The organism is Providencia sp. JUb39 (assembly GCF_012272845.1).
Classification (GTDB): Bacteria; Pseudomonadota; Gammaproteobacteria; order Enterobacterales; family Enterobacteriaceae; genus Providencia; species Providencia lanzhouensis.
In genome coordinates this window covers 2828224-2851182 of the sequence record NZ_JAAWXD020000001.1, presented here as the reverse complement: position 1 = coordinate 2851182, position 22959 = coordinate 2828224, and the positions used below count along the sequence as shown (strand labels likewise).

Below are 22959 nucleotides of genomic sequence, written 5' to 3'. Positions count from 1 at the left end.
ATTCTAGATCACATAATTATTTTTAACTAAAGAGTTCGATTATGTGTAGTAAAGCTATTCAGGTATATTCAGGGGGCTAATTTATTAATGAGGTTAATGATGGTTAAGTATATTTGCGCCCTGTTTATTTTATTTTCTGGATATACCCTGTCTGCTAATAACGAGAATGACATGGGGTTATATCGAGATAATAACTATAATATTTTGGCTTTGGCGGGAAAGTATAACTGTGGAGTTTATTCCATACCTGATGACCTTAGTGATAGCAATAGATATAACGGAGTGCAAATCGGGACTGTTAAGTTGGAAGTAACTCCGCATGCAGATTATAACAATGCAATGATAAATATAACCTTTGATACAGGGGTAGTTATAACATCACCAAAGCTTGAGTTGCTTTCAACTGATGCTAAAGCTACTGTGTATTTTAGTGAAAATTCAGGGGTTACATTTGCTTATATGATATACGACAGAATGGGTGTTAAAGTTATTTTGCACAATAGCAACAAAGGTCAAGAAATTAGTGTCGGTCTAGCTGATTGCAAGTACGAAAACAGTTGACTCCTCTATAGATAATAGCTTTATTTAAAAAAAAAACCATGAATAGATGAGAGTGACATCAAAAATTTGAAGGAATGGAACCCAATGAATACCAGAGATCTCTAGAGTCTCTAGAAGTCACACAAGAAGAGATTGCTAATATTCGTAATTTTTAATGTACATGTGCTCAATTATAAATAGTGTTAATAACCCACTCCGGTGGGTTTTTTATTGCCTGAACTCTGCATTGAGGGTACATTTCAATCATTTGATTTAACGAGTGGTAATTTGGCGTGCATGCTAAAATTTTGCGAGTTCTGTGTATTTTGCTGTTGATATTATTAGCTTTTGTTGTAGGGATCTCAGTTGGCATAAGTAAAAAACCGACAATTATTGACGGAGCTAAGCAAATTGTGATTGATTTTATGCACCAGCCACAAGCTGCTGATATGAGAAATGTTAATTTTTACCCTGCAGGTGTAAGTATGAGTCGCAAGGTTGTTGGTGACGTTTGCGGAGAAGTATTTACATTTAAAGATGAATTACCTTATAAGTATAAGAGATTTATTGTTGTAGTCTCCTCTAGCAATGATGGTGAGCGCATGTTTTCAAACCCATTATTTGATTTTGAAGGTGAATCTATATCTGAAGAAGATTTCCAGAAGATATGGTATGAGAAATGTAAATAATTGATGAAAGCTGCTCCGGCAGGTTTTTTATTGGTTGAAGTTTGTGTAATTGAACTGGCATCCTTAACCGATACCAGTTCATTATGTTAGATTTAATTACTTATAATTGAAATCATTAGGGTGATTATCGAGGCTGCCCGTAAGTGCTGCAAATAAAACCGTTTTCCCATCGATTGATAAATCATCGGTGATATTAAACCAGAGTAAATCCTCAGTATTGTTCTTTTCATTATTTGAAGAGAATACACCAGCCATAACATTCTTTTCTTTAGAGTACATAATCGCAATTCGCTCTGCTGGGCAATTGTGAGGTTTGCACGCTGTTGCTACTTGGTATTCATTACCGTTTAAAGTCACAGTATTTGATGGGGATTCAGTACCACCAGTTAAGACCCATGATGGGAGGTCGTTATTTTTTACAACTTGAAGGAATGCTGTTTTAGTATTTGCATCACTAGCTAACTTACTAATAGTTAACTCGTTGCCAGCATGAGCATTGGCTGCGATGAAAAGGGTTGCGATGAGTGTCAATTTTCTAAGCATGTTAATAATCCTTTGTGTGTTTAAAGGTTATCTGGTTAGTGACGAATGTTGGAAAACGAAATTCTAGAATAATATGGCATTAATTTAAATAAAAGTTACATAGAAGCTAATCTAACCACCGATGGGTGGTTTTTTTATATCTGGAGAAAGGTAAATGGCAGATATAGCAACCATCTCGCTTAAAGCTGATACGTCTGATTTAGAGCGTGGGACTCAAAAATTAAAGGAGTTTGGCAGCACAGCGGAAAAGGTAAATGGCTCAGCCCAAGACCTGAATGAGCAATTTAAACGCGGTGTAGATAATCAGAAAAAAGCAGCTCAAGCAGCTGAAAAACAGCGCAAAGAGCTTCATGAGTTACTTAATCAGCTGAACCCTACAAATAAAGCTTTTGAACGATTAGATGACTGGCAGACAAAGCTAGTAGCAGCAAGCAAAAAAGGGTTACTTCCCAAAGATCAATTCAAAGATTATACCAGCATATTAGACCAAACTAGAGACAAGCTGCAAAGAATGCATATGTCTCTGACTGCGGAAGGGCAAGCATTATTAGCTCAGGAAGCTGCAACGAATAAAGCAAAGCAAGCCGCAGATGAATTTTTACAATCTCTTAAAAATCAGACGGATTTTATAGGAAAAACCAAAACTGAAATTTTAGAATTGAAAGCAGCGCAAATGGGTATTTCTCAGCAGGCTGCGCCTATGATTTCCAAGCTGAAAGAGCAAGAGAAAGCATTTTTAAACGGTTCAATCACGATTGGTCAATATCGAAATGCTATGCGGCAATTACCCGCTCAAATGACGGATATTGTCACATCATTAGCATCAGGAATGCCTGTATGGATGGTGATGATACAGCAAGGTGGTCAGATAAAAGATTCCTTCGGTGGTCTAGGGAACTCATTGAAGGCGTTAGCATCACTAATTACCCCAGCAAGAGTTGCTATGTTTGGATTTGTTGGTGCCGCTTCTGCTGTCGCTCTTGCTGCATATCAAGGCTCTAAAGAGTTTAGTGAATATAACAAACAACTTATTCTTACTGGAGGGTATGCAGGAAAAACTGCGGCACAATTAGATGCTCTTGCTAGGAAAATCTCAGGAAATGGTATTACTCAGCATGGTATGGCTGGTGCTATATCAAAAGTCGTTGGCTCGGGAGAGTTTTCTGGTGATGTTGTTGAGATGGTTTCTCAAACAGCTGCGGCAATGGAAAAAGCTGTTGGTCAGTCAGTTGATAAAACAATTAAGCAATTTCAGCGTTTACAAGAGGAGCCGGTTAAAGCTGTTACTGAACTAGATAAATCCCTTCACTTTTTAACAGCTACTCAGTTAGAACAAATAATGACACTGCAAGAGCAGGGGAAGGAGCATGAGGCTGCAAAGATAGCGATGGAGTCTTATGCCAATGCAATGCAGGAGCGTAGTCAGCAAATTGAAAACAACTTAGGTTTTTTAGAGTCAGCTTGGAAAGGCGTTAAGGATATGGCAAGCGATGCATGGGATGCAATGCTTAATATAGGGCGAGAAAGAACGCTAGACCAAAAGATTAAAGAATATGAAGAGAAACTTCTTGAGTTTCAGTTAAATCCTGCAGCTAAAGGACTACATCATTATAAAACAGGCCAGACACCTGAAGATTTAAGGCGAGAACTGGATTTACTAAACGAAGAGAAATATCAGAGGGATATTGAGAATGCGAGAAATGAGGCGGCAAGAAAACAGGAAGAGGCTAAAAAGTTTCAGCTTTTAGCTGATGAAGCATTAAGGCGAGAATATGAGACAGCGGAGGAGAAACACCAACGAAAATTAAGTGAAATAAAAAATAAAGAGCATGCATCTCAGGCTATCAAGGATGAAGCAATTCGTCGTGAAAAAGAACGGTATGAGAAAGAAAAACTGAGAGGGCAAAAGAAACCTAAAGCATATCGACCTGACTATGGCACTCGTGGGGATGAGTCAGCTAATGAAGCTCTCGTTTCTCTACAGGCTCAACTTAAAGTATTAAAAGAGCATAAAACTATTGCTGATGTGATTAGCTCAGAGCGTAAAAAGCTTTGGGATATGGAAGCCAAAATAGCTGTATTAGAAGAAGCAAAAGCGACACGTAAGCTTACCAATGATGAGCAATCGTTATTGGCTAAAAAAGAATATGTATTAGCTTCTCAACGCGCATTAGCAGTAGTTGGCGATGAAGTAGAGCGTCAAAAACAACATAATAGAGAGCTAGATAGGCAACTAAAACGAGTTGAAGAAATAAAAGCTAAGAGTCGAGCGCTGGATATGGGCATCGGTAAATCTGACCGTATGTACCAACGTGACATCGCACTTGAGCAAGCTAAATCACCAGCAGAGAAGCAGGCATTAGAGGATTATTACAGTAAAGAAGATTCGTTACGTACCAATTGGGAGGCGGGAGTTAAAAGGGGATTTGCAGAATTTCAAGACCAAGCCTCCAATGTTTATGGTAACGTATCTCAAATTAGCCAATCAGTATTTCAAGGTATGAGTAATAGCGTTGCCGATTTTGTTTTAAAAAGCAGAGCTAGCTTTAGTGACTTTACTCGCTCATTTTTAGAAATGACGACTAAAATGCTTATGCAAATGGCGATGCTGAATGCTATGAAAGCAGCTTTTGGTGGAACAGCCATAGGTGGCTTTCTTGGTTTTTCTGGCGGCGGATACACTGGGGATGGTGGCAAATATGAGCCTGCTGGGGTTGTTCACAAGGGTGAGTTTGTATTTGACAAAGAGAGTACGGCTAAATTAGGTAAAGCTAATCTATATCGGTTAATGGATGCAGGAAAGAGAGGTTATGCATCTGGTGGATATGTAGGTGGTTCTCAGCCAATGTCAGTGAGTCAGCCTCGAGTGCAAGTTTACGGCACTCATCCTGCTGGTGGGATTAACGTCAATCTTAATTTTGGTGGCATCAGCGTTGTAAGTGGTGCTCAACAGCAAGGTTCTATGCAGAATGTTGATATCCGAGCTGCGGAGCAATCCTTAAATAATAAGCTTAAGCGCTTCATGGCAATAGAGGGGCGTGAAGGTGGTGATTTGTACAAAATAATCAAAGCTGTTTCTGTTGGAAGATAAGAACAGTATTAAAAAATTAATGAGAGGTAGTAATGGAATTAAAACTTGGAACTGTAATCATTAACCCAGAAGATGAGCAAATCAGCATTCCTGTCGATGTTTATAAAGGTGATGAGTATAGTGTTGATTTCGTATTGGCAAATATAGTCTACCAAACAAACTTGAACTCTAGTAAACCGCTAGCCGAATACTTTGACGAAGCTAAAGATCACGCACGAAAAACTATCAAATTATTAAATCAGTAAAGATTATCTAGATTGATCCTCACATAGCCACCTTCGGGTGGCTTTTTTATTTAGGGGTAATAATGATTGAAGAGTTTAAGTGGCGAACTCAAATCCAAGACTCGCCAACTGGCGAATTTAAGCATCGAATAAAAGAAGTGGCATTTGGTGATGGCTATAAGCAAGTTTCAGGCGATGGTCTCAATACTGAATCTCAATCATGGGGATTTACCTATACGGGGCATAAGTCAGAGGTAATGCCTATTTTTTCCTTTATTCGCTCACATACAGCAAAATCATTTCTATGGGTGCCACCTTTGGGAGATAAAGGACTATATCGAGTGAAAGCTGATTCCATTACATTAAAGCCAATTGGCGGTAGCTCTATCACTATAACTGCAACCTTTGAACAGGCGTTTAGTGCATGAATATAATATCTGACATTCAAAAATTAGAGCCGGGAAGTAGGGTTCAATTAATTGAAGTGGACGGCAGTGAGTTTGATGGACCAACTCTTCGATTCCATGCCTACAACTTGCCGCATACACCCGAAGAAATTGACGTTGCAGAGGGGGGTATCAAGCCAAAATCCATTTGGTGGCAAGGAAATGAATATGGCGCATGGGCTTATGAAATCGAGGGCATAGCTAAAAATAGTGATGGTAGTCCAGCCAGACCCTTATTAAGAGTGGCGAATGTCGATGGTTTGATATCCTCGTTGTGCTTGCAATTCGATGATATGGCACTGGCGAAAGTGACTATTTATGAAACCTTCGCGCACTATCTAGATGCTAAGAATTTTCCAGAGGGAAATCCTACCGCTAACCCTGAAGAATTTTTCAAACAGGTTTATTTCATCGACAGAAAAATGAGCGAAGTCGCGGGAGAAGCAGTTGAATTTGAGTTGTCGAGTCCGTTCGACTTGCAAGGGGTTATGATCCCCGGTCGCCAAATCCACAACCTCTGTTTCTGGTGTATGAAAGGCGATTATCGAAGCGGGCGAGGTTGCAATTATACGGGCAATAAATATTTCGATGAGAGTGGTGAACCGGTTGATGATCCGGCATTAGATAAGTGCGGTGGACTCATTAGCGATTGTAAAAAACGATTTGGCGAAAATGAACCTTTGGATTTTGGAGGATTCCCTGCCGCGGGGTTAGTACGATGATCACGAAGAAATTAACAGAGGTAATATTTCAGCATGTCAAAGCGGAATACCCTAAAGAAGCGTGTGGCGTGATTTGCCAAAAAAGTCGAGTCAAAAAATATTTTCCCTGCCGAAATCTTTCCGATAATCCAACTGATCATTTCGAACTTTCCCCAGAAGACTATGCCGCAGCCGAAGATTGGGGCAATCCAATAGCGATTGTTCATAGCCATTGCGGGGATGGAGTGACGTCTCAACCGAGCGAAATAGACAAATTGCAATGTGATGCTTCGGGACTACCGTGGGTGATAGCTTCCTATCCGGAAGGTGATATCCGCATAATCCAGCCTAGAATTGAGCGTGAGTTAGAAGGTCGTCCGTTTGTGCTTGGTCACGCAGATTGTTGGTCGCTCATTATGGATTATTACCGACAGATGCACAGGATTGAGCTGCATAATTACAGCGTTGAGAGACACTGGTGGGAAGAGGGTGAAAACTTGTATATGGATAACTGGCAGCAAGAAGGGTTTGTTGAGTTTTCTGGTGACATAAAAGACGGTGATATGGTCATTATGCAAGTGCAAGCAAATGTCCCTAATCATGCCGGTGTGATAGTGAATGGCATGCTTCTACATCATCTTTACGGGCAGCTAAGTCGCATTGTTCCTTACAGCGACTATTGGCGCGATAGAACGGTCAAGATAGTACGACGTAAGGAGCTGGCATGAGTTTAAAAACAATACGGCTCTATGGTGTTTTGGGTACCCAATTTGGTCGAGAACATCGGCTTGCTATCGATTCTCCGCGTGAAGCGATTAAAGCGTTATCGGTACTCTATGATGGATTCGAGCAATTCCTTGCCAATGCGCATCTGAGAGGGCTGGAATTTGCTGTTTTCAAAGGTCAGCGCAATATTACTGAAGATGAATTGCATCTTGATACCAGTGAAGAAATTCGCATTGCTCCGGTAATTAAAGGGAGTAAGCGGGGTGGTTTCTTCCAAACTATTTTAGGGGTTGCACTAATTGGTGCTGCCGCATTTTTATCGGGAGGTCTCTCTGTCGCATTTACCGCTGCAGGGACATGGGGAGGGGCATTGGCGTTGAGTGGTGCTGCTATGGCAATCGGTGGTTTGGTGCAAATGCTCTCACCTCAGCCTCAAGGCTTATCCATGCGACAAGATGCGGATAATAAGCCATCCTATGCATTTGGTGGTGCTGTAAATACCACGGCGCAGGGCAATCCTGTGCCGCTGTTATATGGACTAGACCGCCGTGAAGTCGGAGGTGCGATTATCTCCGCGGGTATCTATACCGAAGACCAAAAATAACAAAATTAATCTTTATCATATACGGAAACGGCTTGAGTGCCGTTTTTTTATGGGTGAAATATGGAAACGATATACGGCGCTAAAGGTGGCGGCGGGGGCGGTCATACGCCCGTAGAAGCCAAAGATAATTTGCTTTCAGAATCGACTGCAAAAATTCTGTTAGCCATTTCTGAGGGGGAAATGGCGGGGGGCTTGGATGATACGCGTATTTTTTTAGATGAGACGCCAATTGGTAATGCGGATGGAACGAAAAACTTCGAAGGGGTAACATGGGAGTTTCGCCCCGGTAGCGAGCAACAAGAGTATATCAAAGGGATACCGTCGGTTGATAATGACATCGCCGTGGGGGTAGAGCTGCGAGACGATCAGCCGTATATCCGAATGATTAATAATACGCAGTTATCCGCTATTCGCCTTCGCTTTTCAGTGCCTCAGTTAATGCGTCAACACGATAATGGTGATACAACGGGATATCGCATTGTCTATGCGATTGATTTATCTACAGATGGTGCTGGGTATCAAGAACTCGTTAAGTCTGCATTTGATGGTAAAACGACCAGTGAATATCAGCGCACCCATCGTATCGATTTACCCTCAGCCACGACAGGCTGGCAATTGCGCGTTCGGCGACTCACCAAAAATCAGAATACCGCTCGTATTGCCGATAAAGTCTCGATTGCTGCGGTCACCGAGGTGATTGACGCCAAGTTACGTTACCCCAATACGGCGCTTCTCTTTGTGACATTTAATGCCCGTCAATTTAATAACCGTATCCCTAAAATTAGTGTTCGCCCGAAAGGGGGATTGTTAGTTAAAGTGCCGACAAATTATGATCCTGTGAATCGAACGTACGCGGGTGTTTGGGATGGAACGTTTAAGCTGGCGGCAACCAATAACCCCGCCTGGGTGTTTTATGATTTAGTCCTGAACAATCGTTATGGCAGTGGTGACAGAATCAAAGCCCATCAGATTGAAAAGTGGGATTTGTACAAAATCGCACAGTATTGTGATGAATGGGTGCCTGATGGACGAGGAGGAGAGGGAAAAGAGCCTCGTTTTTTATGTGATGTGTATATTCAATCACAAGAGGCAGCGTATACCGTATTACGGGATATTGCGGCTATTTTTCGAGGAATGACCTTCTGGGCGGACAATAAAGTCAATGCGGTTGCCGATATGCCAGCCAGTATTTTTCGTACATTTACCAATGCCAATATCGTTGGGGGAAAACCGTCTTACTCGGGGGGCAGTATCCAAAATCGCTACACCCAAGCCTTGGTTTCATTTACGGATACTGATAACCATAGCAAAGATGATATCGAGGCGGTCGCAGATTTAAAACTTCAGCATCGTTATGGCGTGCGTAGAGTAGAACTCTCTGCAATTGGGTGTACCCGTCGAAGTGAAGCGAATCGACGTGGTCGCTGGGCATTACTGACTAACGCAAATGACCGCATGATCACATTTGCCACGGGGTTAGAAGGGGCAATTCCCTCACCGGGTCATATTATCGCGGTAGCTGATTCAAATTTAGCTGGGCGTGATAACGGTGGGCGTATCTCTTCCGCGAAAGGAAGGAGTATTACTCTTGATAGAGAGACATCAATTAAAGCGGGTGATCGCCTGATCATCAACTTACCAGACGGAAAATCAGAAGGGAGAACCGTTACTTCAGTAAATAAAAAAGTGGTTACAGTTTCTGTTGAATATTCCCAAATACCACAGAAAGAGACCGTGTGGGTGGTGGATTCTGATGACTTAGCGGTCCAGCTATATCGAGTGATTAATATCAGCGATAACGGCGATAACACTTACACCATTAGCGGTGCTATCCATAATCCTGACCATTATGACCATATCGATTCAGGTGCTCGCATTGACGAACGTCCCGTAACGGTTATTCCGCCTCGCGTTCAGCCTGCACCGAAAAACGTCAAAATCTCATCTTATTCTAGAGTGGAGCAGGGCATTGCTTTTTCTACGCTGAGTGTCAGTTGGGAAGCGCCAGAAAGTGCGATTGCGTATGAAGCGCAGTGGCGCCGCGATAACGGTAACTGGATCAACGTGCCTCGAACGTCCTCGCTAGGGTTTGAGGTTGATGGAATTTATTCTGGTCGATATCAAGTGCGAGTCCGAGCGGTTAATGCGTCTGAAATCTCCAGTATTTGGGCGAATGCCCCTGAAACTAGCCTGACAGGAAAAGTGGGTAATCCACCGAAGCCTGTCAATTTTAAAGCCTCGCCAAGGGTGTTTGGCATTAAGTTGGATTGGGGGTTTGATGAAAATACCAGTGACACATTGAAAACGGAAATTCAGTACAGTAAGACCCCTAATGGTGAAGATTTGATGCTGTTATCTGATGTCCCTTATCCGTCAAGAAACTATGAGATGGCAGGTTTAGCCGCTGGCGTCGTATTTTACTTCAGAGCAAGACTTGTTGATAAATCGGGTAATGAATCCGAGTGGACTCAATGGGTACGAGGAGAGTCAGAGTTTGATGTGAATACCATCTTGCCGGATTTGAACGAGCATTTCATGTCGACAGAAGCTGGGAAACAGCTCTCTCAAGAACTTGATTGGTTAAATGAGTCAATATTAGTCAATAGTGCGGCAATTAAAGAAGTGAAGAAAGAGGTTACGGTAAACCATGAACAGTCGCAATCTCAACATAAAACGTTAGAGCGAGCGTTTGCTGACGAACGAAAATCGTGGGCAGAAAAATACGCACAAGTGACCGCATCAATTAATGGGGTAAACGCAGGCGTTGTTCGGCTTGATAAAGCGGTGACGAATTTAGACAGGTCTTTCAGTGAATCACAGAAGCAAGTTCAGGCGAAATTGGATAATCAAGGTGCGCTGATTAACTCCAAGATGCAGGCGGAATTTAAACAAAATACCGGGTACGCGATGCACAATACAAACATCACAATCATGGTGGATGGGAAAAAATATAGTGCCGCGAGTATGGTTATTAGTGCTGAAGTGAAGGCGGGGAAAATTGAATCGTTCATTGGGTTTAATGCAAATAATTTTGCTTTTTTTAATCCAACACGAGGAAAGATGGAACCCTTGATGTTCATGAAAAATGGGCAGATTTACATGCGCGAGTCATTCATCGCGGATGCATCGATTAGTAACGCTAAGATAGGAAATGTTATTCAGTCGAATAACTTCGTTTCGGGTAAATCAGGATGGCAAATTAATAAAAATGGTAATGCTGAATTTAATGCGGTGACATTCCGAGGACGAATTGATGGGGCTGATGGTCACTTCAGAGGAACTGTGGATGCGAAAAAAGTTTTGGGAGATGTGTATTTTGCAACAAATAAAAAGATATTAGGAACGCCATTGAACAAAACCTTTCCGAAAGGAGCACTTGAAACAGGTTGGGTTAAAGCAATTGAAATCAGTTCTGATAACTTTGAGCGTGTATTTGATGCCGGTTTGTCTTGTACTTTTGAAACATCTAGAGCATCTCCCGGGGTTAATTATTCAACATATGCATTTTTAGTGGGGGTTGATGATGGTAAAGGTGGAATAAAGACACTTTCAAGCAGTCAGGCTAAAGAAGATATCAATAAAGGATTGAAGATGACATTAACTGTGAATGATATTCCTATTCCAGCATTAGGGCGTGGGAAAAGTATCTTTGTATATATGCGTGCGCATACGGTTACTGTATCAAGTAATACGAATAGATATGTAAAATTTACTTTCTCGAATACAAAAAGAGCTGAAATATATAAAGAAGGCTCAACACTAATTAAGCCTATAAGTCAGTAGGGATAATTATTAAACATATTTTTTGATAATTAAAACATACAAAAATACCATTTCACTTTAAATATCTACTTAGATACATTGCGTAAATAAAACAAAATAACATAATATTATTTATTAGATTTTATTATGTTGTCGGCACAAAACCTAATCCTCAGTACATAGATATACCCCCATGAAAATCTTTGGGGTATATCTATTGGAGTTAAAATAACACAATGATATTTAAGGGTTAATTTTTTAAGTTTTCACAATAAAAGCTATAAAGATTACTAGATGTGAATAGGTAGCCACCATCAGTTTGAGGGTAAATAAAAATGTCCATTTTATTTCCTTTCTTTATATATGCCAAAGGTAAGAATTTTGATAATAAAGAATCAGGAGAGTTATCATCGTTGGATTTTACTATTGAATTCACGGTTAATACAAAAACACAGCAGTTTCTACTGCTGGTAAAATATAACTTTCTATTTATTGTGTATGATTTGTTCTCGTTAGTTACTTCACCTTTTAACTTTAACCACCCATTGTCTCCATCAAGAGAGAATACATAATACCCATGAGCCACTATATTATTTCTCTGGTCATCAAGGTAAATATTAGAGTCACAGCTTATTTTTTCATTAGAGTGATTCTCAGGAGAAAAAATAAATATTAGAATAGAAAAAATTAGGGTTATTAGAATATATGTAAGAACCAATCTGGTTAATTTTTCATTATTTTTCGATAGCATAATATGAAATACAATTGTTTGGGGTTAAATTAATTATCATAAACTCAGATTTACAGTTTAAAAATGAGTATCCTACTTCATTGTGAATGTTTTTTCTAAAGTAGATGTAATTGTATTTTGACTTTGATTTTTTTATTTTATTAATAATATTCCTAAATTGATTATCATTAATTATACTGTTTTTTTCACAAAAAAAGTTAACTCCTTCATCTTTTCCGCAATAATCATAACTATACAAATCATTATTACTTCCAGCGCTTTTGTAAAAATAAAAAGGGGATATAATTAGAATTGTTATTAATATTAAAAAATCAAGTCTAATTTTCTTTGTTCCTTTAATATTTTTCTCAGCAGTCTCAGCAGTCTCAGCAGTCTCAGCAGTCTCAGCAGTTTCGATGGTTTCAGCTGTTTCGATAATACTAATGGAATCGGAAGGGGCTGTGATTATTTCAATAATAACATTTTTATCTAATGAATAGCCTTTTTTGGGGAAATTTATAATTAACTTATTTTTTTGATTCAAGATTTCAAATGCTTTCCTAAGTAGTGAAATATTCTGATAGAAAGCATTGTTTGTTACATATTCTAATTTATCTTCCCAGCCGATCTGAAAAAGAGTGCTTTGAGTAATTACGCACCCATTATTTTCAATAAGATATTTTAATATTCTTGAAGATGGAGATAGTAAAGATTGTTCTAGGTTTAATTTCCTAGAATATAGAACATTTCTTTCATAAATGAATTCAATGTCATTATTGATAAGGTATACCATAATTTTCCAGTTTTATAAGGTGAAATACTAATTTTGAACACTATACCTAATTGATTTTATAAGCTTGTTTCAACATTTTCACACAGAGATACTCCATTATAGTGTAGCCTATTTTAGATTATTGTATAAGGTTGAGGTAATTATTATGAAGTTAGGTTATCTAAGGACTAGATGGTAAAGTCAGAATTTGAGAATAAATAAACAAGCCCGCCAGGGTGAGCTTGTTTATTCTTATAGTGTACGTGTATTTCACGTGCATTTCGAAGTCCATTCTGGGTAATGTTACGGTCTGCTCAGTTTGCTAATTTATTGTTTTTAATATGTTATTACATCACGACAGTTAAAATTTGGTAGAGCTGGTGGGATCTGTGTCCTGAGTGTTCCTTTCTACTCGTGTTGACGTTATCTTCAATGACATTAAATACTCGCCTCAAACTACGATAATTGTGGTAGAAAGAACTCGAAGGCTAATTTTTCTCTGTATGTCACACTCAGAGTTGAAGTTAAAGATGTGAAGGTGACAATTAGATATATCACGTACCATAAAAATGGTTGCAAGACTACAATTCATCCCGCGATGATTATCGCTTGTAAACATAATTCTTCTTCATTTATTTCCATATAGCTTATTAATGAGCAGTGACATTCCTATTTGAACCACAGGATTTGGAGGAAGGCTATTTGTATCTTTGCGTGCATATGCAGTCGTTGTATCGAGTACTACAAATATAAAGCGAACTGAAATATTCAACGAAGAGGCGGGCGTGCATTAAAGCAATAAATAGATCAATCTCAGTTAATATTGAGTGATTCTATTTAACTCATTGAAGCCGTGAAGTTTATAAAACGGTCACTGTATTGGTATCAAGGATGGGGGGAGAGCAAATAGAATTGCTGTGAGTAATCTAAATAGCCGCAGAGATTAAACTGCGGCTATTACCAGTTAAAAAATTTTATTTTTTGCTAGCAAGGTAATCTTTTAAAGTTCCTTCAGGTTTTTTCTTGCAAAACTCAAGGATTAAAGGAGCTTCCGCAACGCTCTGTTCAGATAATGCCACCCAGTCTCCACTTTTAAACTGAGTATCTTGTGATGTTACCCATAAGGCAACTGGAGCCCAGCTTTTAGGGTTTAAGTCCACATACTCTTTACATGTCATATTTTCGGGAGTTGAGGTCATTTTGTCTGCGGCTAATGCATTAAAGGACAGAGCACTTGATGCAATCATACAAGCAGAAATTAGAAACTTATTCATAAATATTCCTCTTCATTTTTTAGTGGTAATGCCTATTGAAATAAGTCTATTACCTATAAATAATAAGAAACATTAGCAAAGTCAATATTATTAGAAGATTAATTTAAATTTATCAAGTCAAAATTATCTTTCGTTGATTATCTATAAATGAGATAAGAATGTGGATAGTTAGTAATCCATAAATTGGAGAGCCCGATAGATTGTGTCTAATTATAGGAATGGAGTATCGAAGCATGAATTCTGATGGCTTAGTAACAACATTGATTGGAAATAAGATTAAAGGTCTGAGACGTGACGCTGGATATACAGCTGTTGAATTTGCTCAACTGATAGGGTGTAAAAGCGCACAGCAGTTATATCGTTATGAACGAGGAATAAATAAAATAGATATAGATACTTTGGTTTCAGCTCTTAAGATTTTACGTGTTGATATTAAAGAATTTTTTAATGAGGTGATGTGGGAAGTTCAGTAGCGTTAACTATTAAGTGAATTAGTTAGGCATTCCTCATTATTAAGAGTAGTTTTGGAGTGCCTACTATTAGGTAGGCATACTTTTTATCACTGTCAGTTTGTTTGCTGATAGATGTAAATGTTTTTCAATAAGTTTGATAGCAAACGCTTTGTTTTGTTTTGATGAATCACAGTAAACGGATAGCTCAACGAATTTGTCCATAAATTCATCTATAGAAATCAATCCAGCAATGTTTGTTCTATAGAATACATAAATTATTGATTGCTCAGTATGTGATGGTTCCCGATGCTCATTGATACAATTTAAAGCTAATAGAAATAATTGAGTGATATTCATGAAGTCTCCAATATTTTGAAGTGAAATTTTAAGTGAAATGACTTTTATAGAATATCAAATTTAGTCAGTGATTTTTTAGGATTACATCGTGAAATTAACGACCACAACTAATATTACAATTTTTTATGTTAAGAATTTGAATATATAAGTACCAGTTTGCTTTATTCAGTACTTAAATGAATAGGCTTGAGAGTGTAAGCAAAATGTTCTTTTAGAAGGAGTAGCTAGAAATGGAACAGTTTTGTCATATATGAAATCAAGTGTATAAGATAATGTATAAGAATTGTGTTTAAATAATGACCTTATTTAAGGTAACTTGGTGTTTTTAAATCATTAAATTTATTTCATCGATATTGCATTGTTGAATGTAATTCAATACAAGCCTTTCTCATTAGATTTATCTCTTAGTACAATAGAGAATAAAAAAGCCCACCGAAGTGAGCTTTTCTATTTTTCTAGTGCGCGTGCATTTCACGTGCATTTCGAAGTCCATTCTGGGTAATGTTACTGTCTGCTCAACTTTACTAACTTACTGTTTTTAAAGTTGTTGTCACATCACTGACAGTTAAAATTTGGTGGAGCTGGCGGGAGTTGAACCCGCGTCCGAAATTTCTACATCCTCGGTACTACATGCTTAGTCTAGTCTTTAATTTCATTTGCCAGCTGCGGACAGACACGCCACCAACAAACTATCCTGATTAAGTTTAACGCTTCAACCCCAGGCAAGGCATCCACGCGATCTCTTTTGGGTTTGACTTCTCTTGATCCCCGTCCTAAGAGCGGAGGCTAGGGAGAGAAGGCTCTAAGCAGGTTATTAAGCTGCTAGTGCGTAGTTTTCGTCGTTTGCGACTATTTTTTTGCGGCTTTTTACGAGGCCAACCGCCCCTCGGCATGCACCTTGGGTTTCGCAAATCCCGTCGAATCCAGAATCAGCCCCAAGTTGTGAGTGCAGTATAACAGAAAATAACTCTATAAAGCTAGGACTTAGCGATTAGAATGTTTCATTATACGTGCTTTATCTAATTGCCACTCTCTATCCTTGATATCAGAACGCTTGTCGTGGGCTTTTTTACCTTTGGCTACGCCAATTTTCACTTTGCACCACGCGTTTTTCCAATATAAGGAAAGAGCGATGACAGTATAACCTTCACGGTTAACTTTACCGTAAAGGGTGTCTAATTCACGTTGATTAAGAAGTAGTTTTCTACTGCGGGTTGGGTCGCAGACAACATGGGATGATGCGACTGTCAGTGGTGTAAAGTTGGCACCAAACAGATAGGCTTCACCATCGCGCAGTAAAACGTAGCTATCGCCAATGTTGGCTTTGCCCGCGCGTAATGATTTAACTTCCCAACCTTGTAGGGATAAACCCGCCTCGAACTCCTCTTCGATAGAATATTCGTGGCGAGCACGTTTGTTCATAGCAATTGTTGCTGAACCGGGTTTATATGGTTTTTTCTTTGTCATAGTTCATTCATTATACGTTAAGATGCGTTGAATGAAATCGTTCAACACTGATATTTTTGCAATTGTGCATTTCTTGCCCTGCACGGGTTTTGTTTTTTGAGTAACCCATCAATGGTGCTATTATATGCGCAGTTTTTGGGGATAGGAATTGATATGCCACAGATTAGTCGCTCTGCGTTAGTCCCTTTTAGCGCAGAACAAATGTATAAACTTGTGAATGATGTGATTTCATATCCAAGTTTTTTACCAGGATGCGTTGGAAGCCGAATTATTAGCCAAAATTCAGAAGAAATGACGGCATCAGTTGAGGTTTCAAAGGCGGGAATTAGCAAAACCTTCATTACTAAAAATGCGCTGGAAGATAATAAACGTATCCAAATGCAGTTAGTGGAAGGTCCTTTTAGAACTCTATCTGGGGGATGGCAGTTTATTCCCTTGAGTGCTGACGCCTGTAAAATTGAGTTTCATCTTGATTTTGAATTTACCAATAAGCTGATTGAGTTAGCATTCGGTAAAATATTCAAAGAGCTGGCCAACAATATGGTTCAAGCATTTACGTCTCGTGCTAAGGTCGTTTACCGTGTCTGATATCAATATTGAAGTGACTTACGCGTTACCTGAAAAGCAATATTTGCTTTCTGTAAAGGTTGCAGAAGGAACCACGATTGAAGATGCAATTATTGTATCGGGTATTTTAACGTTGCGTTCGGATATCGATTTAAAAAAAAATAAAGTGGGCATTTATAGTCGGCCTGCGAAATTGGGAGATGCCGTTCAAGAAGGGGATAGAATCGAAATTTATCGCCCATTGATTGCCGACCCGAAAGAGCTACGCCGCAAACGAGCTGAAAAATCGAAAGAGAATAATAAATAAGATATTGCGCAGTGAGCGAATCAATTTTATATGAAGCCGAGTGAAAGCTCGGTTTTTTGTGTTTAATTTATAGGTTTTTCTTTGTGGATGCGTCGATTGATAGGCTAGAACGTAGAGAATGGCGCTTTTATGTATTGGCGAGAAGCTATAAAGGGATAAATAAAAGCACTAAAGTAACTACCTGTTTGTTATCCCATCATATAAATTGGGCAGGTAGTTACTTATATACTCAAGTTATACACGCTCAAGCATTACGCTATATAGGGTGTTATTCCGCTGCTTTTGGTTCTGATGCTTTAACTTCACCAGCTTCCATGGCTTGTTGTGCTTCAAGGTTTTTTTCGTTTTTGATATCTGTCAGGATACCGTTGCGATCAAACGTCAGCGTCAATGTTTCTTGCTTCACTGGGTCATGCCCCAGCTCTTGGCGGAAAACATAAAACCAAGTCTGAGAACCAAACGGGTCAGTCATCATTGGCGTGCCTAAAGCATAAGCAACCTGTTGCTGTGTCATTCCTTTTTTAATCTTCGCAACATCTTTCGCCGTTAGGTAGTTACCTTGGTTAATATCCGGATGATAGACAAGACGTTCCATCATTGAACAGCCCGTGGACATTAATGCGAATGATAGTGCTGCAGCAGTTAACAATTTATAACGCATGGATATCTCATTCCTTTTGGAGTCAGAACATCAATGATAATCGACATTGATACAATTTAAAACCTTCCAGATCGACTCTAAGACAACAGGAGATAAAAAAAGTTGTCGAAATTTAAGCTGCGAGCAACTCTTTTGCATTAGCCAACGTATTTTTTGTTACCTCTGAACCAGCGAGTAACCGTGCAAGTTCTTGTAATCTAGATTTTTTATCCAGTAACTGCATATGAGTCTCGGTTTCCACACCGTTCGTTTCTTTACTAACATAAAAATGGTGATGACCGCAGCCTGCAACTTGAGGCAAGTGAGTTACACACATAACTTGGGTGGACTCACCAAGTTCACGGAGTAATTTCCCGACGATAGCGGCGGTTGGACCACTGATTCCCACGTCCACTTCATCAAATATTAAAGCTGGAGTATCCATTTTTTTTGCGGTGATCACTTGAATGGCTAAAGCGATGCGAGATAACTCACCACCTGATGCGACTTTCGCTAATGCTTGATGTGGCTGTCCTGGGTTAGTGGTGACATTGAATTCGACTTTGCAGGCGCCATCAATTTGCAAATGTTCGGGAACAAATTTTATATCAATCGTGAATAGACCATGAGGCATTGAAAGTTGGTGCATACTGCTGGTAATTAGCTGGCTGAGCTCTTGTGCATAATGCAGACGTACATGATGTAAACGTTCCGCACATTCTAACGCTTTTTGGTGGTCAGCAATGACTTGCGCATTTAAAGCTTCACAATCTTCATTTTGGTTAGCTATCTGATTTTGTTCTTCAACTAATTGTTGAAAAAGTTCAGGTAGGGCTTCAGGTGTGACGTGATGCTTACGTGCCAAACTAATTTGTTTGGAAATTCGCTGCTCCAATTCGAATAAATGATTTGGGTCTAATTCATATTGATCGCAGTAATGTTTAATTTCATCACTGACTTCACTAACTTGGATGGCCGCTTCTTCCAGCATATCCAATAACCCTGAAAATTTAGGATTCAGAGCGACTAAATCAGAAAGCTCATTTTTTGCCATATTGAGAAGGCTGATAACGTTCGCATCGTCACTTTCTGTCAGAATTTGTGCTGTTGTTTGCCCAATAGTTAAAAATTGCCCGTGATTAGCAAGCTGTTTATATTCTTGATCAATTTCCTCAAACTCCCCTTGAACGGGTAGGAACTCATTTAACTCTTTTAAATGATAATCCAGCAATTGCTGGCGAGATTCACGCTCTTGCATTTGTTTTTGAAAAACAGCTAATTGCTGACAAGACTCATGCCACTTTTGCCACGTTTGCTTCATTTGAGCGAGTAATTCTTGCTGATTAGCATAGGCATCAAGTAGGGATTGTTGATGATCATTATCTAATAATAGCTGGTGAGCATGTTGACCATGAATTTGGATCAGTAATGCGCCAAGTTCACGTAATTGCGATAAGGGAACGGAGACACCGTTAATAAAGCCTCGAGAGCGCCCATCGGTTGCGATGGTGCGGCGCAGTAAGCATTCATTTTGATTATCAAGTTGATGCTCAATGAGCCAATTTGCTGCCATTTGAGCGTCAGACAGTGAAAAGCGAGCACACAAGTCGGCACGTTGAGCACCAGGGCGAACCATGTTGGCTTCACCTCGGTTACCTAAACATAAACCAAGAGCATCGATAGCAATGGATTTACCCGCACCGGTTTCACCTGTAATTGTCGTCATACCGCTACGAAAATCAATTTCTAACTCACGAACGATAGCAAAATTATTGATGGTTAGTTGGGTTAGCATCTGCGCTCTCCTGTTTAAATATACACCTGTGCTTTCATACAGTTTAACCTGTTTTTTTATACAGTAAAGAGGCAGTGCGAAAAATTTAAAAAGTTTTTTTAGACCAACCAAGTTTTGAACTTAATGTATTGAAATAATTGTAATCTTTTGGATGAACTAAATTCAGGCTCTTCGAGCTGCGCTTTATAATCACCTCTTCGCCATCCTGTATAGGTAGCATAATTTGACTGTCGCAACTCACTTCATAATCAATATTGGTTCGTAAAAATTTTAAGCGGATACTGCTGTCGCTGCTGATAACTAATGGGCGAGACGATAGGGTGTGTGGGAACATCGGCACGAGTACAATAGCGTCTAGATTTGGTGTTAGGATAGGTCCCCCAGCGGATAAAGAGTAGGCTGTTGAGCCTGTCGGGGTCGCAATAATTAAGCCATCTGAGCGTTGTGAAAAGGCAAATTTTTCATCAATATAAACTTCAAACTCAATCATATGTGCGACTTTACCTGGGTGCAGAACCACTTCATTAATGGCGCTACTTTTACGGGCTTTTTGATTTGCCTTGATTACTTGAGCTTCTAATAAAAAGCGCTGCTCTTCATGATATTCCCCATCAAGAACACAGGACAGTTGTTGAAGGGCATTGTCGGGGTCTAGGTCGGTTAAAAATCCCAAATTACCTCGGTTGACACCAATAACTTTATTGTTATAGCGGGATAAAATTCGCGCAGCTCCAAGCATGTTGCCATCGCCGCCAACCACAACGACTAAATCGGCTTGTTGACCGATTTCTGTTAAAGTTCCTGTATTGGCATCTTTTAATTTCAAATCCTTAGCCACTTGTTTATCAATTATTGCGTGGTAATTTTTTGAAATCAGCCAATGATAGATAAGTTCATGGGTCGCCAGTGCTTCAGGGTGCCTTGGGTGTCCGACAATACCGATAGTTTTAAATTGTGAAGATGGTGTCATCTTAGCCTTTTGCATACTTTTTTAACTCCTCGTTGTATGACTTCCCTTGAATCCCTGTATTAGATCCCCATAATACTCTCATAGATAGAATTATTGCTAAATACGCGGAGATATTCATGAGTAGTAAAGAACAAAACATGCATGATGAGCAAGCTTCTGAGCAAAATGAAACACAAAAAGTGCAAGCAGAGCAAGAAGTTGATACTCAACAAGCTGATTTACAAGCCGAAGAACAAGCGTTAGCAGCGCGTATTGCTGAGCTTGAACAGCAACTTGAAGCTTCCCGTAAAACTGAACGCGAAGCGATGTTACGTGCTCACGCTGAAATCGAAAATATTCGTCGTCGTACAGAACAAGATATTGAAAAAGCCCACAAGTTTGCGCTTGAGAAGTTTTCCAATGAATTGTTGCCTGTTATTGATAACTTAGAGCGTGCAATTGAGGCAGCTGATCGTGACAACGAAGAGTCCAAAGCGATGCTAGAAGGCTTAGATCTTACGTTGAAAACGTTCTTAGATGCCGTTTCTAAGTTTGGTATTGAGCCTGTTGATGCGGCAAATGTGCCATTCAACCCGGAAGTTCACCAAGCAATGACCATGATTGAATCTCCAGATCATAGTGCAGGTCAAGTGATTAACGTGATGCAAAAGGGTTATACCTTGAATAACCGTCTGTTGCGCCCTGCAATGGTCATTGTTTCTAAATAAGTTTAGAGCATAAATAGTTTTAGGGTATATAACGAGAATGGGATGCTGAGCATCCCATTTTTCTATTGCGAACTTCTACGAACTTTATCACCAATGCATTTTATCGCTATAGAATGCATCTATTCAGGAATAACTGGATACCAATCAATAGGTGCGCGGCCTTGCTGTTCAAGCAATTGATTAGCTTTCGAGAAATGACCACATCCTAAGAAGCCTCGATGCGCAGAAAGTGGTGATGGGTGAGGTGCTTTAAGTACATGGTGGCGTTTAGTATCGATAATGCGACCTTTCTTCTGTGCATGAGAGCCCCATAAAAGAAAAACAACGCCCTCAGTATGGTCATTAATCGCCTGAATCACTTTATCTGTAAACGTTTCCCAGCCTAGATGTGCATGTGAGTGCGCATTGCCTTGTTCTACAGTTAATACTGTATTGAGGAGTAAAACCCCTTGTTGCGCCCAGCTAAGCAAGTACCCATGTCCCGGGCGGACGAACCCAGGAATATCTTTTTCAAGCTCTTTATACATATTGACGAGTGAAGGCGGTGCTTTAATTCCCGGACGTACAGAAAAGGATAATCCGTGTGCTTGTCCTGGTCCATGATAAGGGTCTTGCCCCAAGATCACGACTTTGATGTCCGCTAATTCGGTATAGCGAAACGCATTGAAAACATCTTCTTGCGGTGGGTAGATTACTTTTCCGCTTTCTCTTTCTTTTGCGACAAACGCGAGAGTCTCTTTGAAATAGGTTTGTGATTTTTCCGCACCAATTACGTCGTGCCAAGTCATCGTATTTGACATGAATGATCCCATAGTGATGTATTTTATAGTTCGTAGCTTACTGGTTCATGGCGCATAGATAAAGTGTTGTTCCGCGCTAACTCCCTAAAAGTAATTAAAATTAATTTGAAAATTTACAAAAATAATTAAAAAGTCCAAATGTGAATATTGATTTAAATCATAAAGATGCACCGCTATGGTTAATTACCATACGAAACATTTGATAAATATCAAAGAATCTGGGGGTTCTAGCTGGTATATATTAGATAAACAGGTTGGTTAGACCAATTATCCAATCAACAGCGATTAAAAACAGTTAGCAAAGATTGATCAAAATCTGATTCGAACGTGGAGGTCGAGATGATTACTGGTATTCAAATTACTAAAAGTGATAATGCAGCACTGCTGAACTCTTTCTGGTTAATCGATAGCGAGACAAATGAAGCTCGTTGCGTATGTGCGAAAGCAGATTATAGCGAAGGTCAGGTTGTTCCTAAAGATGAATTGGGAGCTTTTGAGAGCCGCGAAGTTCCTTTGGAAATGAAACCAACTGTTCGCGTAGAAGGTGGTCAGCACTTAAATGTTAACGTATTAAGCCGTGAAACATTAGAAGATGCAGTTAAAAACCCAGAGAAATATCCGCAATTAACTATCCGTGTTTCTGGTTATGCGGTGCGTTTTAATTCATTAACACCTGAACAACAGCGTGACGTTATTACTCGTACTTTCACTGAAAGCCTGTAATAAACATTAAGGGGTCAATAGATCTCTTATCTTAATAAATTCTAAAAGCCATTGTTCTCAATGGCTTTTTTA

General features: G+C 39.5%; 23 protein-coding genes and 1 other RNA gene. 14 read left to right on the top strand and 10 right to left on the bottom strand.

Annotation, left to right across the window (positions count from 1 at the left end; all coding sequences use genetic code 11):
• Nucleotides 1-96: 96 nt before the first annotated feature.
• Together HFU86_RS13290 and HFU86_RS13285 are read left to right on the top strand one after the other, a co-directional pair.
• Nucleotides 97-561 carry a hypothetical protein gene (locus HFU86_RS13290; protein WP_132494950.1) on the top strand — a complete coding sequence of 155 codons (465 nt, stop codon included), beginning with the start codon at nucleotides 97-99 and terminating at the stop codon, nucleotides 559-561.
• Nucleotides 562-833: 272 nt separating this feature from the next.
• Nucleotides 834-1229 carry a hypothetical protein gene (locus tag HFU86_RS13285; RefSeq protein WP_051422677.1) on the top strand — a complete coding sequence of 132 codons (396 nt, stop codon included), beginning with the start codon at nucleotides 834-836 and terminating at the stop codon, nucleotides 1227-1229.
• A gap of 96 nt (nucleotides 1230-1325) precedes the next feature.
• Here HFU86_RS13285 and ivy read toward each other — a convergent pair whose 3' ends face one another.
• Complete coding sequence (ivy, locus tag HFU86_RS13280) at nucleotides 1326-1772, bottom strand: Ivy family C-type lysozyme inhibitor (RefSeq protein ID WP_036952423.1); 447 nt, start codon at nucleotides 1770-1772, stop codon at nucleotides 1326-1328.
• A gap of 154 nt (nucleotides 1773-1926) precedes the next feature.
• Here ivy and HFU86_RS13275 point away from each other — a divergent pair, with 154 nt between their 5' ends.
• The 7 genes from HFU86_RS13275 to HFU86_RS13245 all read left to right on the top strand — a co-directional run bounded on the left by HFU86_RS13275 (nucleotide 1927) and on the right by HFU86_RS13245 (nucleotide 11347).
• Nucleotides 1927-4863 carry a phage tail tape measure protein gene (locus tag HFU86_RS13275; protein WP_187129443.1) on the top strand — a complete coding sequence of 979 codons (2937 nt, stop codon included), beginning with the start codon at nucleotides 1927-1929 and terminating at the stop codon, nucleotides 4861-4863.
• Between the two features lie 32 nt (nucleotides 4864-4895).
• On the top strand, nucleotides 4896-5108 hold the full coding sequence (locus tag HFU86_RS13270; RefSeq protein ID WP_036952419.1) for a hypothetical protein: 213 nt from the start codon (nucleotides 4896-4898) through the stop codon (nucleotides 5106-5108).
• Nucleotides 5109-5170: 62 nt separating this feature from the next.
• Complete coding sequence (locus HFU86_RS13265) at nucleotides 5171-5515, top strand: phage tail protein (protein WP_036952417.1); 345 nt, start codon at nucleotides 5171-5173, stop codon at nucleotides 5513-5515.
• Nucleotides 5512-6255, top strand: coding sequence for a phage minor tail protein L (locus HFU86_RS13260; RefSeq protein WP_036952415.1), 744 nt, complete (start codon nucleotides 5512-5514; stop codon nucleotides 6253-6255). The genes HFU86_RS13265 and HFU86_RS13260 overlap by 4 nt, the downstream gene beginning before the upstream one ends.
• Nucleotides 6252-6962, top strand: coding sequence for a C40 family peptidase (locus HFU86_RS13255; RefSeq protein WP_154609904.1), 711 nt, complete (start codon nucleotides 6252-6254; stop codon nucleotides 6960-6962). Before HFU86_RS13260 ends, HFU86_RS13255 begins: the two co-directional genes overlap by 4 nt.
• Nucleotides 6959-7564 (top strand): tail assembly protein, encoded by a 606-nt coding sequence (locus tag HFU86_RS13250; RefSeq protein ID WP_154609903.1) that lies wholly within the window; start codon nucleotides 6959-6961, stop codon nucleotides 7562-7564. Before HFU86_RS13255 ends, HFU86_RS13250 begins: the two co-directional genes overlap by 4 nt.
• A gap of 60 nt (nucleotides 7565-7624) precedes the next feature.
• Nucleotides 7625-11347 carry a host specificity protein J gene (locus tag HFU86_RS13245; protein WP_187129442.1) on the top strand — a complete coding sequence of 1241 codons (3723 nt, stop codon included), beginning with the start codon at nucleotides 7625-7627 and terminating at the stop codon, nucleotides 11345-11347.
• A gap of 713 nt (nucleotides 11348-12060) precedes the next feature.
• Here the strand turns inward: HFU86_RS13245 and HFU86_RS13240 are convergent.
• Nucleotides 12061-12849 (bottom strand): winged helix-turn-helix domain-containing protein, encoded by a 789-nt coding sequence (locus HFU86_RS13240; RefSeq protein ID WP_187129441.1) that lies wholly within the window; start codon nucleotides 12847-12849, stop codon nucleotides 12061-12063.
• 953 nt (nucleotides 12850-13802) lie between these two features.
• A complete protein-coding gene (locus tag HFU86_RS13235; RefSeq protein WP_006658701.1) occupies nucleotides 13803-14102 on the bottom strand; it encodes an HdeA/HdeB family chaperone in 300 nt (99 codons plus the stop codon).
• Between the two features lie 233 nt (nucleotides 14103-14335).
• Between HFU86_RS13235 and HFU86_RS13230 the strand changes: the two genes are divergently transcribed.
• Entirely contained in the window at nucleotides 14336-14575 is a 240-nt protein-coding gene (locus tag HFU86_RS13230; RefSeq protein WP_036952407.1) for a helix-turn-helix domain-containing protein, read from the top strand.
• A gap of 66 nt (nucleotides 14576-14641) precedes the next feature.
• Here HFU86_RS13230 and HFU86_RS13225 read toward each other — a convergent pair whose 3' ends face one another.
• The 3 genes from HFU86_RS13225 to smpB form a co-directional block, all read right to left on the bottom strand.
• The gene (locus HFU86_RS13225) at nucleotides 14642-14911 is read right to left on the bottom strand and encodes a hypothetical protein (protein WP_006661272.1); all 270 of its coding nucleotides are present in this window, start codon (nucleotides 14909-14911) and stop codon (nucleotides 14642-14644) included.
• Between the two features lie 573 nt (nucleotides 14912-15484).
• Nucleotides 15485-15848, bottom strand: a transfer-messenger RNA (tmRNA) gene (gene ssrA, locus HFU86_RS13220).
• Between the two features lie 47 nt (nucleotides 15849-15895).
• The gene (gene smpB, locus HFU86_RS13215) at nucleotides 15896-16378 is read right to left on the bottom strand and encodes an SsrA-binding protein SmpB (RefSeq protein ID WP_006814817.1); all 483 of its coding nucleotides are present in this window, start codon (nucleotides 16376-16378) and stop codon (nucleotides 15896-15898) included.
• 153 nt (nucleotides 16379-16531) lie between these two features.
• Between smpB and HFU86_RS13210 the strand changes: the two genes are divergently transcribed.
• Entirely contained in the window at nucleotides 16532-16966 is a 435-nt protein-coding gene (locus tag HFU86_RS13210; RefSeq protein ID WP_036949406.1) for a type II toxin-antitoxin system RatA family toxin, read from the top strand.
• Complete coding sequence (locus HFU86_RS13205) at nucleotides 16959-17252, top strand: RnfH family protein (RefSeq protein ID WP_187129440.1); 294 nt, start codon at nucleotides 16959-16961, stop codon at nucleotides 17250-17252. Before HFU86_RS13210 ends, HFU86_RS13205 begins: the two co-directional genes overlap by 8 nt.
• A 268-nt stretch (nucleotides 17253-17520) precedes the next feature.
• Here HFU86_RS13205 and bamE read toward each other — a convergent pair whose 3' ends face one another.
• The 3 genes from bamE to nadK all read right to left on the bottom strand — a co-directional run bounded on the left by bamE (nucleotide 17521) and on the right by nadK (nucleotide 20657).
• Nucleotides 17521-17913: an outer membrane protein assembly factor BamE gene (gene bamE, locus HFU86_RS13200; RefSeq protein WP_036949409.1), complete on the bottom strand. Its 393-nt coding sequence runs from the start codon at nucleotides 17911-17913 to the stop codon at nucleotides 17521-17523.
• A 112-nt stretch (nucleotides 17914-18025) separates the two neighbouring features.
• A complete protein-coding gene (gene recN / locus HFU86_RS13195; protein WP_187129439.1) occupies nucleotides 18026-19687 on the bottom strand; it encodes a DNA repair protein RecN in 1662 nt (553 codons plus the stop codon).
• A gap of 85 nt (nucleotides 19688-19772) precedes the next feature.
• On the bottom strand, nucleotides 19773-20657 hold the full coding sequence (gene nadK / locus HFU86_RS13190) for an NAD(+) kinase (RefSeq protein ID WP_181478775.1): 885 nt from the start codon (nucleotides 20655-20657) through the stop codon (nucleotides 19773-19775).
• A 116-nt stretch (nucleotides 20658-20773) separates the two neighbouring features.
• Between nadK and grpE the strand changes: the two genes are divergently transcribed.
• Nucleotides 20774-21364 carry a nucleotide exchange factor GrpE gene (gene grpE, locus HFU86_RS13185; protein WP_036949413.1) on the top strand — a complete coding sequence of 197 codons (591 nt, stop codon included), beginning with the start codon at nucleotides 20774-20776 and terminating at the stop codon, nucleotides 21362-21364.
• 119 nt (nucleotides 21365-21483) lie between these two features.
• Here the strand turns inward: grpE and ung are convergent, their stop codons facing one another.
• Nucleotides 21484-22164, bottom strand: coding sequence for a uracil-DNA glycosylase (ung, locus tag HFU86_RS13180; protein WP_187129438.1), 681 nt, complete (start codon nucleotides 22162-22164; stop codon nucleotides 21484-21486).
• Between the two features lie 339 nt (nucleotides 22165-22503).
• Here ung and grcA point away from each other — a divergent pair, with 339 nt between their 5' ends.
• On the top strand, nucleotides 22504-22887 hold the full coding sequence (grcA, locus tag HFU86_RS13175) for an autonomous glycyl radical cofactor GrcA (protein ID WP_108478520.1): 384 nt from the start codon (nucleotides 22504-22506) through the stop codon (nucleotides 22885-22887).
• The last annotated feature ends 72 nt before the right edge of the window (nucleotides 22888-22959 follow it).